The organism is Micromonospora sp. SYSU B005 (assembly GCF_055362685.1).
This window is the reverse complement of record NZ_JAXCFU010000012.1, coordinates 77,025-92,987: the sequence shown is the minus strand read 5'-3', so window position 1 is coordinate 92,987 and position 15,963 is coordinate 77,025. Positions and strand designations below refer to the sequence as shown.

The 15,963-nt window shown below is 67.5% G+C and carries 12 protein-coding genes and 1 pseudogene; 11 read left to right on the top strand and 2 right to left on the bottom strand.

Features of this window, described 5'->3' with window-relative positions:
• Nucleotides 1-422: 422 nt before the first annotated feature.
• Nucleotides 423-2,192, top strand: coding sequence for a restriction endonuclease subunit S domain-containing protein (locus tag SM452_RS24110; protein WP_463840764.1), 1,770 nt, complete (start codon nt 423-425; stop codon nt 2,190-2,192).
• A gap of 216 nt (nt 2,193-2,408) precedes the next feature.
• Nucleotides 2,409-3,188 (top strand): annotated as a pseudogene (locus tag SM452_RS24105) (transposase family protein).
• Nucleotides 3,189-3,286: 98 nt separating this feature from the next.
• Here the strand turns inward: SM452_RS24105 and SM452_RS24100 are convergent.
• Nucleotides 3,287-3,868, bottom strand: a complete 582-nt coding sequence (locus tag SM452_RS24100) for an IS1634 family transposase (RefSeq protein WP_463840779.1) — start codon at nt 3,866-3,868, stop codon at nt 3,287-3,289.
• Between SM452_RS24100 and SM452_RS24095 the strand changes: the two genes are divergently transcribed.
• Together SM452_RS24095 and SM452_RS24090 are read left to right on the top strand one after the other, a co-directional pair.
• A complete protein-coding gene (locus tag SM452_RS24095) occupies nt 3,835-4,980 on the top strand; it encodes a TRAFAC clade GTPase domain-containing protein (protein WP_463840763.1) in 1,146 nt (381 codons plus the stop codon). The two genes, SM452_RS24100 and SM452_RS24095, sit on opposite strands and share 34 nt — an antisense overlap.
• Nucleotides 4,977-5,312: a hypothetical protein gene (locus SM452_RS24090; protein WP_463840762.1), complete on the top strand. Its 336-nt coding sequence runs from the start codon at nt 4,977-4,979 to the stop codon at nt 5,310-5,312. The genes SM452_RS24095 and SM452_RS24090 overlap by 4 nt, the downstream gene beginning before the upstream one ends.
• Before the next feature lie 1,006 nt (nt 5,313-6,318).
• Here the strand turns inward: SM452_RS24090 and SM452_RS24085 are convergent.
• Nucleotides 6,319-8,382: an AAA family ATPase gene (locus SM452_RS24085; protein WP_463840761.1), complete on the bottom strand. Its 2,064-nt coding sequence runs from the start codon at nt 8,380-8,382 to the stop codon at nt 6,319-6,321.
• Nucleotides 8,383-8,528: 146 nt separating this feature from the next.
• On the opposite strand from SM452_RS24085, the gene SM452_RS24080 reads away from it, so the two are divergent.
• The 7 genes from SM452_RS24080 to SM452_RS24050 all read left to right on the top strand — a co-directional run bounded on the left by SM452_RS24080 (nt 8,529) and on the right by SM452_RS24050 (nt 15,935).
• The gene (locus tag SM452_RS24080; RefSeq protein ID WP_463840760.1) at nt 8,529-10,865 is read left to right on the top strand and encodes a WD40 repeat domain-containing protein; all 2,337 of its coding nucleotides are present in this window, start codon (nt 8,529-8,531) and stop codon (nt 10,863-10,865) included.
• Between the two features lie 6 nt (nt 10,866-10,871).
• Nucleotides 10,872-11,174: an acyl carrier protein gene (locus tag SM452_RS24075; protein ID WP_463840759.1), complete on the top strand. Its 303-nt coding sequence runs from the start codon at nt 10,872-10,874 to the stop codon at nt 11,172-11,174.
• The gene (locus SM452_RS24070; protein WP_463840758.1) at nt 11,174-12,076 is read left to right on the top strand and encodes a hypothetical protein; all 903 of its coding nucleotides are present in this window, start codon (nt 11,174-11,176) and stop codon (nt 12,074-12,076) included. Before SM452_RS24075 ends, SM452_RS24070 begins: the two co-directional genes overlap by 1 nt.
• The gene (locus SM452_RS24065) at nt 12,073-12,711 is read left to right on the top strand and encodes a carboxymuconolactone decarboxylase family protein (RefSeq protein WP_463840757.1); all 639 of its coding nucleotides are present in this window, start codon (nt 12,073-12,075) and stop codon (nt 12,709-12,711) included. The genes SM452_RS24070 and SM452_RS24065 overlap by 4 nt, the downstream gene beginning before the upstream one ends.
• A 65-nt stretch (nt 12,712-12,776) precedes the next feature.
• Nucleotides 12,777-14,528: a carbamoyltransferase family protein gene (locus tag SM452_RS24060; RefSeq protein WP_463840756.1), complete on the top strand. Its 1,752-nt coding sequence runs from the start codon at nt 12,777-12,779 to the stop codon at nt 14,526-14,528.
• Nucleotides 14,455-14,784 (top strand): acyl carrier protein, encoded by a 330-nt coding sequence (locus SM452_RS24055; RefSeq protein ID WP_463840755.1) that lies wholly within the window; start codon nt 14,455-14,457, stop codon nt 14,782-14,784. Before SM452_RS24060 ends, SM452_RS24055 begins: the two co-directional genes overlap by 74 nt.
• A complete protein-coding gene (locus SM452_RS24050) occupies nt 14,781-15,935 on the top strand; it encodes an acyl-CoA dehydrogenase family protein (protein WP_463840754.1) in 1,155 nt (384 codons plus the stop codon). Before SM452_RS24055 ends, SM452_RS24050 begins: the two co-directional genes overlap by 4 nt.
• Nucleotides 15,936-15,963: the final 28 nt, after the last annotated feature.

Genomic DNA, 15,963 nt, shown 5'->3' with positions numbered 1-15,963 from the left:
ACACGTTCCTTCGCTTGCTTGAGCTGGCCTTTGGCGCTCTGGGGCACAGCGACCCAGCCGTTGTGACTATGGAAGACGACGCTGTCGTACGTTTGGACCATGACTGGCGGTCGTACCCGGTCAGATCATCGGAGGATCTTGCGGACCGCGCGTCCAGCCTGCTCCGGACCGCTCCGGTGTTGTTGATTCCGCCCTGGGGGCGACTGACCGGATCCTCAACTATGGCTGCAGCGGGGAGCCGCTTGCGGTCTGTTCATGAGATAGCCGTAGCCGGAACCCGGCCTACCGATTCCGAAGCCCTCCTGGCGACCTTGCTGCCGACCAGCGCTCTAACCTCTCCCGGTGGGCGGAGGTTCCGCGAGATCGTTGATCACTTCTGGCAGCCGTGCCTTGTCATCTTTGCGACAGGCATCTTCGCCGGAGTGCATGAGCGCTTCGACATCGCTGCGGTGTTTTGGCGGCCGCGCTCGTCGGCACCTCAACCCCTCAAGCTCTTCAGGCTTCCACGGCACGAGGACGACAAGGCGGTGGAGGGCGACTTCCGTAGGCTTCTCGACCGCGCGAGCGGCACAGGAAAGTTCGGCTACGTCCTGCCCGACCCTCCAGGAGCGGGCGAAAGCCTTTCCATCGAGCTGCACGATCCGGCCACCACCGCTCGATGGTCGGAGCTGAAGGCATGGGGTGCGACAGTTCCCTTGAAGGATCTGTTCGCGTTCCCGGCATCAGCTCTGCATCGAACTGCGGATCGCCGTCTTCTTCATGATCAGCGGCAGGATGGATTTGTGCGGGTCGTGTCGGGGCGAGACCTCAGGCACGATGGCACGGTAGCCGGCCCCGACGACTCAGCCCGGTGGGCCGAGGTTCCCCCGGATCGGCAACTGCGAGCGGGAGACATTCTGCTCCGGCGGTTCTTCTCACCACAAGCGCTGGGCAATCTGGTCGCCGTGGAGGTAACCGCCGACGACCTGCCCCTGGCTGCAGACGACAGTGTCGTGACGCTTCGCGCTGACGGGCGCTTGGAGGCGCCGCAACACCTCGTCGCGGTCCTGTTCCTCCGCTCGCCGCTCGTCCGGGCGTACGCCGCCGGGCTGTCGGTCGCCAGTCTCAGCCCGTCGGTTCTGGGAGATCTGCCCATCCCGCAGCCCGATGCGGCGCTGGCCGCGACTCTCGAGGGGCTCGAAGCCGCGAGATCGCAGCTGGAGAGCTGGAGGAACGAGTGCGAGGCGCTGCTCGGGTCTGTGTTCGAGGATGAGAGCGCAGTCACCGCGAGGCGCCGAATATTGGAATCCGGACGTCAGCTGCGAATGCGTGTCCACGCCGCGGCACTGCTCGACGACTTCAGCCATCGGGTGCGGACCCGCTACCCGCACCCAATCGCCTACCGCTGGAGCGAGGTACAGGTTCAACTCTCCAGAGGCTCCCACGAGGCGGCTTACGAAGCCATTCTGGAGACTGGCGAGGTCTTGCTGTGTTACGCGGCGCTCGTTGTCCTGTCGCTTTCGCGCGATGCGGGTCTTCGCCTCGGCGCGGTCGACGGCATCCGGAGGCGACTGTCTCGGGGAGGTAGCAACGGGCCCGGCTTCGGGGACTGGGTCGCCATCCTTCAGGAGGCAGCGGAGAGCAAGGCCTTCCGGCGCGTACCCGATGGCAACCCGCTAAGGGACTTCAGTCGGGCCTTTTCCGGCTCGGAAACAGCACCTGCCCGCCAGCGTCTGGCTCGGCGACGCAACGACAAAGCCCATCTTCGGCGGGTCGACGCGAGTGACCTTCCTTCTGTCGTAGAGGAAACGCATGCCGACCTCACGACCCTACTGAAACAAGCGTCGTTTCTTGCGGACCTTCCCCTGGTGCACGTCACGGGCCTTCGCTGGGACACCATCCAGAGGACCGCCGAGGTGGAGTATCAGGAACTCATGGGCGACAACGCCCTCGTGCCGGGCCGACAGCGATCACATACTAGTAATGACCTTGAGGTCGGAAGTCTGTACCTGGCGAACGAGGACGGCCAGCTGCATCTGCTCCGCCCCTTCCTGCTCCGGCGACGCTGTCCCGTGTGCCGTAGCTGGGAGACTTTTCACGTCGACAACACCCCAGACGCCTTCACCGTGACGGTCAAGAGTCTGGAACGTGGCCACGCCGACGCGGACCCGGCGCTGCGGCAGGTGCTGGAGCACGTCGGATTTCTCGAATAGTCAAGGGCGACCGGCCGCCCAGGCCGGTAGGGGCAGCCCGGTGATTGGCGGCATAGGCGTGGCCTGGTGGCGAGGATCGTTCCACCCGAGTTCCGCAGTTCGTGGTCGAACGATCATCAGAATCCGCGGCATGGACAGCAAAGATTAACGTACGTCTAAGGGATGTCTCGTAACCCTGGTGTCTGTCTGTTAGGGACGGCAGGGCAGGATGCCGGGGTGCAGGTGATCACGGCAGGCCGCCCGGAGCGGATCTTCCCGTTCACCGGGCTGCAGCCCGCCCAGTTCCGCACGCTGGTCCGGCTGGTCGCCGAGCGTGGCGGTGACGCCGTCGCTGATGGCCGGCCGGGTCGGCAGTGGGCCCTGGACCTGCCGGATCGGGTGTTGCTGGTGGCCGCGTACTAAGGTACGAACTTGACGATGCGGCAGATCGGTCCGCTGTTCGGGGTGTCGCACTCTGCGGCGCATCGGGTCATCGACACCCTCGCGCCGCTGCTGGCCCTGGCGCCGGTGCGTAAGCGGCCGGTCGAGCAGATCGCGATCGTCGACGGCACCCTGGTCCCGACCCGTGATCACCGGCTGGCCGCCCGGAGCAAGAACTACCGGTACTCGACGAACCTGCAGGTCGCCATCGACGCCAGCACCCGCCTGGTCATCGCCGTCGGCGACCCGCAGCCCGGCAACCGCAACGACACCATCGTCTACCGCACCTCGGGCATCCAGGAGAAGCTGGACGGCCGGCCGGTGATGGCCGACGGCGGCTACCGCGGCAACGCCGAGGTGATCATGCCGTACCGCAAGCCCACCGACGGCAGCGACCTGCCAGCCTGGAAGGAAGCCCTCAACGTCGAACACAGAACCGTTCGAGCAGGCGTCGAACACGCTCTGGCCAGGATGAATTGCTTCAAGATCCTGCGCGACTACCGCCGCGCCGCCCACACATTGGCCGACGCCGCTTCCGGCATCGCCAACCTCCACAACATCATCCTCGCCGGCTGACCACCGGCCCCGCGCCGGGCAACGCCTTCAACCAGTTACGAGACGTCCCTTAGAAGGGGGTCGTGTGTCCACGCCCTCGGCACTCTCGTCGATCTTGGTTATGTGGGGTCGAAGGTGGTGACCCGGGGTGGCGGCTGGATGGAAAGTGCCTGGTAGATGGCCTTCTGTTCGGGCTTGAGTGGGGTGGTCTGCACGACGGTGCCGGCGGGGCCGGCGAGGGTTACCTGTGCGATTCGCCCGAGTTGCCGGTTGATGTTTCGCCACGTGAGGCCGCTGGCGCGTTCCGCGACGCGGGTCAGGAGCAGGGCGAGCCAGCAGATGAGCGCGTGGGCGCGGATGCGGTGTTCGAGGCGGTGGAAGACCGGGCGGAGTAGTAGGTCGGACTTCAGGTCGCGGAAGCCGCGTTCGGCTTCCAGGAGGTTTTTGTAGCCCAGAGCGACGTCCTCGGCGCTGATGTGCGGGTCCGAGGTTGCGATGAGGTACTTGCGGTCCAGGCGGGTCTCGGTCTTGACCTTGGTCTTGTTGACCTTCAACCGCCCGCTGGGCTGCAAGCCGGTGCCGCGCTTGCCGATCGCCTTCCTTTCCGATGCGCCCGGCCCCTTGGCCGGTGCACGGCGATGATCGCCGGTTCGCGTAAGGTCCTCACATGCAACCGAGGGCGTTCGAGCAGCACATTGCAGTGTTCGGGGAGAGCGGCAGCGGAAAGACCGTCCTACTCTCGTCGTTCTACGGTGCCACGCAGGAGCCGCAGTATGTGAAGAGGAGCCTCTTCCACGTCCTGGCCGAAGACATCGGCCAGGGCAACCGGCTACACAAGAACTACCTCGGCATGAAGGACGAGGGAACGCTGCCGCTCACCACCCGCTTTGCCGCCACGTCGTACGCCTTCAAGGTACAGATGAAGGACGGATCAGATCCCGCGGCGGCGAAGTCCCGGCCGTTCGACGTGCTGCGGTTGGTCTGGCACGACTATCCGGGGGAGTGGTTCGAGCAGTCCGTGCAGAGCCCCGAGGAGGCCCAGCGCCGCGCCGACACATTCCGGTCCCTGCTGAGCTCGGACGTCGCCCTGCTGCTGGTGGATGGCCAGAAGCTGCTCGACAACGCGGGCGAGGAGGACCGGTACCTCAAGTCTCTGTTCAGCAATTTCCGCAACGGCGTGCTGTCGCTACGGGACGAGCTGCTGGAGGACGGCAAGCCGCTCGCCCAGTTCCCCCGGATATGGGTGATGGCGCTGTCGAAGGCCGACCTCCTGCCGGACGTGGACGTGTACAGGTTCCGTGATCTGCTCGTCGCCAAGGCATGCGACGACCTCGAGCAGATGCGCGAGGCGATCGCCGGGCTGGTGGAGGGCCGCGAGGCGCTGTCGGTGGGCGAGGATTTCGTGCTGCTCTCGTCGGCGAAGTTCGAGCCGGGCAAGATCACGGTGACCGATCGGGTCGGGTTAGATCTGATCATGCCGCTGGCCGCCGTCCTGCCGTTCGAGCGGCATCACCGGTGGCACGAGTTGACACGGCTCCCAGCACGCTTGTTCGAGGGTCTTCTCGGCCGTGCCGACGACCTGGCACTCGCGCTGCTGGCTAGGACCAGGCTGCCCGGTCCGCTGGGCCTGCTGATGAACCTCGTCGGTCCCGACCTCTTGAGCAACGCAGCGAAACTGGCCGGGGACAAGCTCCGGGCGGCCAACGCCGAGGCACTGTCCAAGAAGGAGTTCCTCTCGGCCACACTGACCGGCTTCCGGATAGACTTGGAGAAGGGCGAAGAGAACCAGATCCTGCTCCGGAGCGTGCGATGAGCCTCATCTGGGCCACCCGCGGCCGGGTGTGGGGTTTCCGTTTCCTGCTCACCGGCGGGTTCCCGGACCCCCTTCCGGAGTACGAAGCCGCTTTCGTGGGCGCTGGCGATGCGCCGGAGATCTGCCACCCTCTCGGGGACAGGGTGGCGTTACGCATCGCGGATCCGCTGGGGCGTAAGGACCAGTCGGGTCGGCTGATCCCGCACGAGTTCGTCATCTGCGGGCCGCAGGCCGCAGAGATCCGTTCGGTGGCGGACGGTCTTGCGCTGGTGTGGCCGCAGGTGGCTAGGGAGTTCGAGCGAGTCTGGGAGATGCCTCGGCCGCCTGTTTGAAGCCGATCGTGGACATCTCGGTGGCGCTGGAGCTCAGCGACACAAGTTTCAGCCCGAATCCCGTGACGCTCGAGGTTGCCCTGCTCCCGCAACAGCCCGGCCAGCTGCTCGGCGGCGGGCGCAGCTCCGGCACTCGCGGGCCCGCGCACGTCGGGACCTTCCGGGAGCCGTTGAAACGATATCCAAAGTTCGCCTTGTTCGTGCCACTTCAGGGAGTCGGTCACAGGGCCGTACTTCGCCACGGCTGAGCTCTCTCGCCTTGTCGACGTGGTTCGCGTCTGTCGCGCAGGGGTTCGCTGACCGGGCTGCGGCCGGTACGCGACCGCGGCCAATTACCCAAGAACGGCGTAGTGGGCCACAGTGGCATCACCCGGCCCCGGGATAGCCGCGCAGGTCGCCGAAGGGGCCGTTGGCAGCCCGGCCCCGCCGAGTCCAGCTACGGTGATTGTCGACCGATCGAGATTACGCCGACGATGCGCAGCCCGAGATGGCCACCGGTTCGTGTCGATCATCGAACACGAGCCGGGACGTCGGCGCCAGCAATCGGCTGATGCGGCTACCTGGGCGTGAGTTGTAGTTCGCCACGAACGGCGATCATGGACCCTGGTCGATGTCGCCCCAGAGTTGTACTCGATGTACATGATCGAGACCGAATCCGGCGTCTTGGTGGCCATTCTGCTGTACCCGCGTCTGGTGTGGTCGAGCCGGCGTCGTACCTCCGTCTCGGCCGGTTGACGGCTTGAGACAGTGGCGGCGGGGGCCGTAGTGGCAACCTCGAGGTATGCCTGTGCGAGTACGGGCGGGCGGTTACCCGGTGGTCTCAATCCCTTGCGCGCTCCGCACCGCTGAGCCGACGTCATCCGCGGTTGCTGTCGATCTCTACTGTGTAGTCGCGGCCAACAGCAGAGGAGAATATCAATGCCAAAGGGCATGCTGCCGCGCCTACCTCCGTCCCAAAATGCCCGAGGGCCGCCAGTGGCACGCACGCTGAGGAGGATGCCGCTTCTCAACGGCGGCTCGCTTCCTGACGGGATCCCTGACCGGGGAGAGGGGCAGGCAGCCGTAGGAGTTCCCGCCATCGGTCTCGTAAGGTGCTGCGCAGGGAGTCGTGGAAGAGGCGGTAGACGGTCATGCCGTTGTCCCGATCTGTGATCAGGTAGGCGCCGAGCCTCGAGGTCAACAGCGCGACGATGTCCGAGTCGCCGTACTGGCCGCCGTCCTCGTCGACCGCGCTGGCGACCAGCGGCCACAATCCGCGCCAAGGCAGCCCGGCCCCGAACGCGAAGGCGACGGCTCGCATCAGGACGACTGCGCGGTGCCGGTCGGCAGCGCTCGCGATGCTGTTGTGCAGGTCGTCGCGGAACACACCGAGCAATCCGTCGTCGAGTGCCTTGAGCCACGAGGGATCGTCGGCCTGAATAACCTTCTGACGTCCGGCGAGCGATGAGGCGGCGATCCGGGCGACCAGGAACGAGCGGGCGGCGCGGGTACCGACAGCCCCCGCGACACCTTCGGTGTCCGCGATGTCAATCGACGCGTACGGGGAGTTCCTGGTGCGTGTCAAGATGCTCTGCACGTAGGCGACGACGTCGCGCTGGTCCCACCATGGTGCCTCGTCCACCGGGATACGTTCGGCGTGCAGGACGGACTCGGCCAGGTCGGCCAGTGGCATGGCGGCGGGCGAAGAACCCGCGTGCGCCGCCCGGTTCGGCGCGGCGAGTGAACGGACGCCGATGAGAAGCCGGATCTTCGGGTTCGCTGGGTCGGGCTCCAGGAAGGCGAGCACTTCACGGACGAGCACGACCGGATCCGTCGCCTCGTCGAGGGCGTCGATGACGACGGTGATGGGCGTCGCCCGGGACTTGAGCCAGGCATGGAACGAGGCGAGGCGCTGGTCCACGGTGGGCTCCGGCGAGCCGGTCTCCGGCGGGGGTACGCGCAGGGCGTCGCAGATCTGCTTCAGGACCTGCGTGTGCAGTTTCCCGGTGGCCAGGACGGCGACGTCGACGGCGTCGAGCGGGGGCCGGAGCCCGGCCGGCACGGCGGCGATCTCCTCCGCGTACTCCTCGGCGAACTGTCGGTCGCTCAGGGTCACCAGGCGCGCCAGGACCGCGGACTTGCCGCTGCCAGCGCCACCGGAGATGACCGTCACGCGGGGCCGGCTGGTTGCGGCGGCGATCAACTTTCGCATGAGGGCGCCCCGCCCGGTGAAGAGCCAACCGGCCTGTTCGCCGGTAGCCACCCCGCGCGAACGCGGTGACCAATGGGTCTCCAGTTCCTGTCTGGGCAGTGCGAGCTCGTGCCGGGCCGGGCCGATCTCGAGTACCGCGCTGCGCTGGTGGTGTGGGTTGGGCAGGCAGACGTGCGGCCCTGCCAACTGGCCGCCGTAGAGCGGATACAGCGACTGGCCAGGCCCCAGGTGCTCCTGCACGTCCTGGACGAACGCCGCCACGTCGATGTACGGGCCTTCCCCGTAGCGTCGTCCTTCCGGTTCGCGCAGTGCGTCGAGGAACTTGACGATCGCAGAGGTGAGTGCCCCGGTCACCGCCTTCTCGTCGCGAGTGACGCTCGGTAGAATCAGCCAGCGGCGGTGAAGCTGCCGACTCAGCCGCATGGCATCGTGCGCGACCTGGCCGGCGTAGCAGGCGTCGATGATGATCAGCAGGTGGTGGATCGGTGTGTCGGCCAGCCAGCTGATGAGGTCGGAGGTCCGCAGCGCGGTGGTAGCGAGCATGGACCCGACGCTCTTGCGCAGAATCAGGTAGTGTGTCGAGTCGGCCTCGACGCCGTGGCCCGTCACGTACAGCACTGCCGCGTCAGCGTCCGTCCACACGCGGTCACGGGCGAGATGCTTGAGCCGGCCCCGGATGTCGTCCTCGGTAGGGTCGTCGGCGAGTTCGGGCCAGCGCACCTCGAATCGCCGGTCGGTCAGGTGTTCGGCGCAGAGCCAATCACGCAACACCGCCACTTCGTCATGGACACCCGGCAGGTCCTCCCACGTCGGGTCTTCGTACGTGGCAGTAGCGATGGTCACGAGATGACGTCGAAGAACGTCAAAGTCGTCAGTCATGGACGAGGTCCGACCGGGAAGGGCGAGTTGACCTCACAAGCGGCACGATACCTTCGAATTTTCGTCAGGGCGAGCGGACGCGGTGACCCTCTCGGGCGAATATGCTGACCGAAGTGTGACGGCGTGCTCTTCGGAAGGATACCGTTGTGGACCCGCATGATGGCACCCAACGTCGCATCGCTGACCTGCTCGTTGCCTACGTCCGGCAGGCCAGTCTCGGTTGGCTCGGCGTCAACGCCTACATTCGGCAACACCTGCCGACTCACGCATCGAGCGGTGACCTTCTCGCCGATCTGGTGAAGGACGCGGGATTTCTGGGGGCGGTGGATCCGGAGCGGCTGTTGCCGGAGTTGCCGTCGCTGTCCGCGCATTCCGATCCAGCGGTGAGCGGTGTCGTGCGGGCCTACATGCGGCTCGGGGCGTCGCGGGTCGGCGGCACCTTCGTACAGCGGGTGGTCAATCTCGACCTCGAGTACGCCAGCGAGGAGCTGGGCCGTCGACTCGATGCGAGCGCCTATGCCGCCTATCTCCCGTGGCGGCTGCTGTTCACCGCCGGTCGGCAGGCCGCCGTACTGGAACGGCCTCAGATCGGTTCACAGGACATCTCGGCGCTGGCCACCGCGGACTTCGACACCGGCGAGCTGCTGGTCACCTCCACCGAGGACCACCACATCCAGACGTGGAGCGTCGACACGGCGGGGCAGCTCCTGGACTGGAAGGCGCACCACGAGAGCATCCCGGCGCTGCTTTTGGTCACTGTGGCGGGTGCGCCGCGACTCGTGTCGGGCAGCGCGGACGGCACCGTGCGACTGTGGGATCCGGACTCGGGCATGCTGCTGAGCCGCGCGCCCACCGCCTCGCCCGTCACGTGCGTCACCCGGCAGGACGGTACGGAACTGGTTGTGATCGCCGGTGGCGAGGACGGCATGCTGCGCAGCCTTCGCATGGAGCCCGGCGCGCTGCTCGGTGAGTGGCACGCCCACCGGGACGCGGTGTCCGCGCTGACCGCCGGAGACCTCGCCGGAGTGCCCGTGGTGGTGTCGGGTGGCCTGGATCGGGTGGTCAACGTCTGGCGCACGACCGACCGGGAGAACCTGCTCAGCCTGACCGGCCCCACCGGCAGCGTCATGGCGGTGGCGGTGGGACGGTCGGGCGAGCGCTCGTTCGTCGCGTCGGGCAACGCTGACGAGTCGGTCTGGTTGTGGGACGGTGTCACCGGCGAAGTCATGCACCGGTTCGCCGAGCACGAGGCGGGTGTGACCAGCCTTGCGTTTGCCGTGCTGGCCGGTGTGCCGATGCTCGCGTCGGGCAGCAGCGACATGACGATTCGGCTCTGGGACTGCCTGACCGGCACCTGCCGGATGGTGCTGCACGGCCATCTCGGCGGCATTCGCGGGCTTGCTTTCCGCATGCTGAGGGATGAGCTGCGGCTGGTGTCGGCGAGCGCCGACCGGTCGATCCGCGTATGGGATCCCGCAGATGGTCACAGCGTGGCGCCGCCGGCGCCGTCCGCTGGCGGGGTCGCCAGCATCTGGCAGTGGGGCCGGGCCGCGACGGTGGCGCGCAGTTCACCGGACGTGCACGCTGGCCCGGTCCGGTCGGTCGCGTTCGCCGAGCTCGACGGGCGGCGGATCATCGTCTCCGGGTCCCAGGACGGCCGGCTGCATGTTCGTGACGGGACGACCGGCGAGTTGGTGGAGGGGTGGCACGGCCACAACGGCGGCACGTTGGCGGTGGCCACATTCGAGGTCGACGGGCGTGCGATGGTGCTCTCCGGTGGCCACGACGCGATGGTGCGCCTGTGGGACGCGCAGGATGGCGCTCCCGTCGCTGAGTTCCCCGGTCATGCCCGCAGCGTGTGGGGCGTAACCGCCGGATGCCTTCACGGGCGGCCGGTACTCGTTTCGGGCAGTCGCGACCGTACGGTCCGCGTCGTTGACGCGTTCGACGGCAGGACGTTGCACGTGTTGAAGGGTTCGCAGGAGAGGATCTGGGGCGTTGCCTACCAGACCGTGGACGGACGGCCGGTGATCGCGGCCGCCAGTACCGACCGCAGCATCTGGATCTGGGACGCGGACTCGGGCCACCTCATCCGCCGGCTTCATGGACATACCCGAGGTACGCGGTTCGTTCGATTCGGCCGCGTGCGCGGGAAGACGGTTGTCGTTGCATCCAGTGCGGATCGGACAATTCGCGTCTGGGACTATACGACTGGTGTGGCAACGATTACACTTCGCGGTCATGCAGATGGCGTCTGGGGTGTTGCGATAGGGACGTTCCAGGACCGGGCCGTCATCGTGTCCACCAGCGATGATCTTTCGGTCCGGGCCTGGGACGTGCAGACGCGCCGCTTTCTGAGCCTGCCCCAGGCGTCACCCGCATACGCGGTGGACCTGTGGGAGGGGCATGTCGCTATCGGCACGGATCGGCACGTTGTCGCCATCGACCTTCAACCTTCATTGTTCGACGAGATGGATGGGTGACTTCCGTTGAGCGTGCAGCCAGAGGCGGCGCGCGACGCATTTGATCAAGCATTCGATCGTGTCGTGGCGACGATGCTTCAGGTGAAAACGGTTCCGCCGGATGAACTGGCGATGTCCGATGCCGGGGTCGATTCATTTGGGCTCGTAAATCTCATGATGGCACTCGAGGACGAGTTCGATTGCATGTGGCCACTCGAATACCTCGCGGTTCCTTGCCAGATGACAGCCCTCGGTGTCCTGCGATCCCTGACCTGGGAAGTGTTGTGTGGGGAGGGTCAGATGAAGACACGCCATGCGGGCGAGACGTGATGCGCTCCCTCGCGGCATCGGACCTCAACGGGCCGAATTGGGCAGATGCTCCCATTGCCACCTGTCACTGGCAACTCTTGGCTCATGCGTTGAAGAGGCGAGGTCATGGTGACTACGCGGAGATTCTCGGGCTGGCGTGGGGCTGCCAGTTCAGAGGACCCGGGGTCCTGTTCGGCGCGATGACCTGGAACCAGGTGCTGACCGAGGTCTGCGGCGCCGTGGTCACGATCGAGAGGTTCGGCGAACCCGGCGCCGCACGAACACGCGAGCTCGACCTCTCCGCCGCCGGTCGCCCCTTCGTCGCCGAGGTGGACGAGTATCACCTGCCCGGTCACCTCGCTTCCGACCGGCACGTCATCCATGCCGTCCTCGTGCTGGAGCGCACCCCGACGGCGGTCCGTTTCCTCGCCGCGCGATCGGGCGATCAGGTGATGACCGTGACGGGTGATGCCTACGAGACGATGCGTGGTGCGCCGTGCCAGGGGCGGGTCGAGCCTATGAAGCTGTACGCGCTGACCCGGGACCCGATCCGGGAACTGTCCCCGGCGGCGGTGCTGTCCGCGGTCCGGCGCCACCTGGGACAGACGCATTCCCGGTCCACGCTTGCGCTGGAGGCCTTTCTCCGCTGGGCCGGACACGGCGACGGTCAGATCGACGTCTGCCGGGCCGCCGGAGAGCGTTACCAGGCCGCCAAGCTGTTCCGGCACCTCGCGGAACATGGTGTCGCGGAGGTGGTGCCGGTCCGGGACCGCCTCGTGAGCTTGGCCGACGACTGGTACCTGGTGCACATGCTCGGCACGTACGACGACCGGCTCGTCGGTCACCGTCGACAGCGGGTGATCCGCCTGCTGGAGCGCCTCGTGGACGCGGAGCGCGAGGTTACCGCGATGGTGCTGCGATGAATCCCGGCAACCGGGCGACGGGAGGCACGACCGCCTCGACGGCCGCCCAGGACGCTGCCGACATGCCGGCAGCGCTGCGTCGGGCGTTTGCTGCCGACATCGAGCGATGGGGACGGGTCAGGAACCTCACCGCCGCCGTCGCTCGATCGGTGCCGACGTGGCAGGCGACGGTTCGTGCTGAGCACATGTACGTATCATTGACCCGGCTGGATGCGGCTACGCAAGCGATCCTGTGCGTGTACACGTCCATGTTGAACGGTTGCGCGTACTGCGTCGACGACGCTGCGGCGGTCGCGCTGGAGGAACAGGTCACGGCCGCGCAACTGCGTGCGCTCGCCACGCCGTTTGCCGCGTTCGACGCTCGCGTCGTGGCGGGGCTGGAGTATGCCAGGTGGGTCGTCCTCGCACCATCGGCGATACCGCCGGAGGTCGTCGGCACGCTGCGCCGGTACGTCGACGACGAGGAGCTGTTGGAGCTGACCGCGGTGGTGGCCATGAAGTGCTTTTGGAACCGCTTCGTGTCGGCCTTGGGAATTCCACCCGAGGGTCGTTGTGCCGACCCCGACCTGATCCGCGACCTCTGCAGGCTCGGCGCGGTGCTCCGCGCCGGCGGCGACCCTGCCAGGCCGGGATGACTCGGGCGGCCTGGCCTGGCCGGTACGTGCTAGGCGTCAACACCGGCCCTCACGACGGCTCCGCCGTGCTGCTCCGCGACAGTGAACTGATTGCCATGGTCGAGCAGGAGCGGTTGAGCCGGAAGCGGTACGCGCGGGGCGAATCCCCGTCCGAAGCGGTCGCCGCCTGCCTCCGTCACGGCGGAATCGGCCTCGGCGATGTGCACACGATCGCGGTTGGATGGAACGTGCCCCGTCTCTGCGAGGTCGAGGGAGTGCGATACGACCGCACCGAGTTCCTGCGGTGGATGCTCGGCCCACTGTGGGACTCCCGGACGACCGTGGATCTGCGATTCGTCGAGCACCACGTCGCGCACGCCGCGAGCGCCTTCTACACCAGCGGCCTTCGTCACGCCGCGATCCTCATCGCCGACGGCCGCGGAGAGACGGTGTCGACCAGCCTTGCCGTAGGCGGACCCAGTGGGATCGAAGTGATCAGGACGTGGGGAATCGAGGCGTCACTCGGTCACCTCTACGGCTGGGTGGCCGACTGGGTAGGGCTGTCCCACTGGGGAGCGGGCAAACTGATGGGACTGGCCGCCTACGGCCAGCCCGACCAGTCGGTGCCATTGGTCGCGACCCCGGACGGTTACGTCGTCCGCGGGAGCCCACCACCGGACGCACCCGCCCGCCAGCAATTCATGCTCTCCCGCAGCCGCACCCGCGCATGGCTGCGCACCGCCACGCCGCCCTTCAGCGCCGGCAGCGGCGACGACGTGATGGCGTACGCGGATGTCGCTGCCTCCATGCAACAGGCGCTGGAGGAGACCATCCTCTCGTTGGCGCGGCTCGCGGGTCGGCTCACGGGCGCCGACCGGCTGGTGATGGCGGGCGGCGTGGCGCTCAACTGTGCCGCGAACGGACGGCTGCACCGCGCGGGACTGTTCGACGAGGTGTGGGTGCCCCCGTTCCCGCACGACGCGGGGGTGAGCCTCGGCGCCGCCCTGCTGGCCGAGCGTGAGATCGCTGGCGTGGCACCGCCACCATCGAGGCTCGCGCACCCGTTCTGGGCACCGACCCCGCCCGGGCTCGACAAGCCGCCACTGCGACGGCTCAGCGGGTTCGAGGTGGAGCAGCTTGACGACGAGTCTGTCCCGGACGTCGTCGCACGACATCTGGCCGACGGCCTGGTGGTCGGGTGGTGGCAGGGGCGCGCGGAGATCGGCCAGCGTGCTCTGGGCGCTCGCAGCATCCTCTGCGACCCGCGACGGTGGCAAGCCCTGTCACACGTCAACCGGCTCAAGGGCCGGGAGCCGTGGCGTCCACTGGCGCCGGCGCTGCCGGTCAGCGAGTTCGGCCGCTTCTTCGACGGGGAGCCCAGCGCACTCGCTGATTTCATGCTGGCGGCCTGGCCGGTCCGGGCCGGGTCGCGGGCACACATCCCGGCCGCCGTGCATGTGGACGGCTCTGCCCGTCCGCAACTGGTCCATCCCCACCACGACCGGTTCTACCGCCTCCTGAGGGCGTTCGGGGAGCGCACCGGTGTACCCGTGCTGGTCAATACCTCCTTCAACGTGGCGGGCGAGCCCATCGTGCTGACCGCCGACGACGCGGTCGACACGCTGCTGCGCAGCGACCTCGACGCACTCGTGCTCGGTGATCTGCTCATCCGCCGTCCGACCGCCAGGCTGCTGTCACGGGCCCGGACGGCCGCCGAGCGGCCCCTCTCGTTCACGCCGTGGACGGCACCGGCGCCTACACCAGGTGGGTCGCCCCTCGTGCCGGCTCACACCGAGCCTTCGGGCGAAGGGAGCGCAGCCCTTGTCGACGGACAATAGGCGAACGTGGGCGGACGTCATCCGGCGGGTCTTGCGAGAGCACGCCCGCCTACCGGTGTCGGTCGAGAAGCTCGACGAGCACACCGACCTGTACCAGGCGGGAATGACGTCGCTGGCCAGTGTCAGTGTGATGCTTGCGCTTGAGGACGCCTTCGACGTCGAGTTCCCGGACCACCTGCTGACGAAGCAGACCTTCACCAGCATTTCCTCCATCAAGGCCGCCCTGCGGGAAACCACGGTGGGAGGGGCCGCATGACCAGCACCGGCGTCGACCCGGCCTCGCTGCACGGTCGGGCCGCAGTGATTGCGGACGAGGTGACCAGCGCGTGGGCTGCGGCTGTCGACCGCGAGGGCCGGTTTCCCACCGAGTCGTTCGGCGCGTTGCGGCAGTCGCGGCTGCTGTCGGCACTGGTACCTCCCGCGTTGGGTGGGGAAGGGGCCGGAGTGACCGACGTCGCTCAGGCCGTCGACGTGCTCGCCCGCCGTTGCGCATCGACGGCGCTCATCTTGGCCATGCACCAGATCCAGGTCGCCTGTCTCGTGCGGCACGGCCGCAGCCGGGTTCTCCGGGACATTCTCCGAGAGGTCGCCGACCAGCAGATTCTGCTCGGCTCGGCGACCTCGGAACACGGCGGCGGCGACGTCCGGGCCAGCGCGTGCGCCGTGCACCAGCGTGACGGCGTTGCCCACGTGGACAAGCGCACCCGAGTGATCTCCTACGCCGAGGAGGCAGACGCCATCCTCGTAACGGCGCGACGTACCCCGACCGGCCCACCCAGCGATCAGATACTCATGGCCTGCCGACGTGATGATCTCGACCTGCAGCGCACCGGAGAACCGGAACTGATGGGGCTCCGTGGCACCAGGAGCCTGCCGTACCGTCTCCGTGCCACCGCGCCGCTCGACGCGGTGCTGGACGACTCCTTCGAGACCATTCTCGCCACGACGATGCTGCCGGTGGCGCACACGCTGTGGGCGGCGGTCTGGCTCGGCATCGCGACCGGAGCACTCGAACGCGCGTCGCGCTTCGTCCAGGCGGCGGCGCGAAGGGCTCCCGGGACGATGCCGGTTGGCGCCGTCCGCTTGGCCGAACTGTCCGCAGCTCAGCAACAGCTACGTGAACTGGTGTACGCGGCAGCGCGGCGGCTCGATGAGCGTGATGGCGTCGCCCCACCGGCGCCCGACGATACAGTCTTCATGAACAACCTCAAGGTGTCGGCTTCCGCACTGTGCGTCGATGTGGTGAGTGGTGCCTTGGTGGTGACCGGGATGGCCGGTTACCGGGAAGAGGGCGAGTATGCGATGGGGCGGATGCTGCGTGACGCCTACGGCGGCCTCGTCATGGTCAACAACGATCGGGTGCTCAACGGCACCGCGCAGTTGCTGCTCTCCGTGCGGAGGTGGTGATGATCGACGACGGTGGACCGGCCGGTTT

Excerpts from the sequence above, each read along its gene's own strand:
- SM452_RS24070 (WP_463840758.1), top strand. The coding sequence starts at position 11,174 with ATGCGCTCCCTCGCGGCATCGGACCTCAACGGGCCGAATTGGGCAGAT.
- SM452_RS24095 (WP_463840763.1), top strand. The coding sequence starts at position 3,835 with ATGCAACCGAGGGCGTTCGAGCAGCACATTGCAGTGTTCGGGGAGAGC.
- SM452_RS24065 (WP_463840757.1), top strand. The coding sequence starts at position 12,073 with ATGAATCCCGGCAACCGGGCGACGGGAGGCACGACCGCCTCGACGGCC.
- SM452_RS24050 (WP_463840754.1), top strand. The coding sequence starts at position 14,781 with ATGACCAGCACCGGCGTCGACCCGGCCTCGCTGCACGGTCGGGCCGCA.
- SM452_RS24085 (WP_463840761.1), bottom strand. The coding sequence starts at position 8,382 with ATGACTGACGACTTTGACGTTCTTCGACGTCATCTCGTGACCATCGCT.
- SM452_RS24090 (WP_463840762.1), top strand. The coding sequence starts at position 4,977 with ATGAGCCTCATCTGGGCCACCCGCGGCCGGGTGTGGGGTTTCCGTTTC.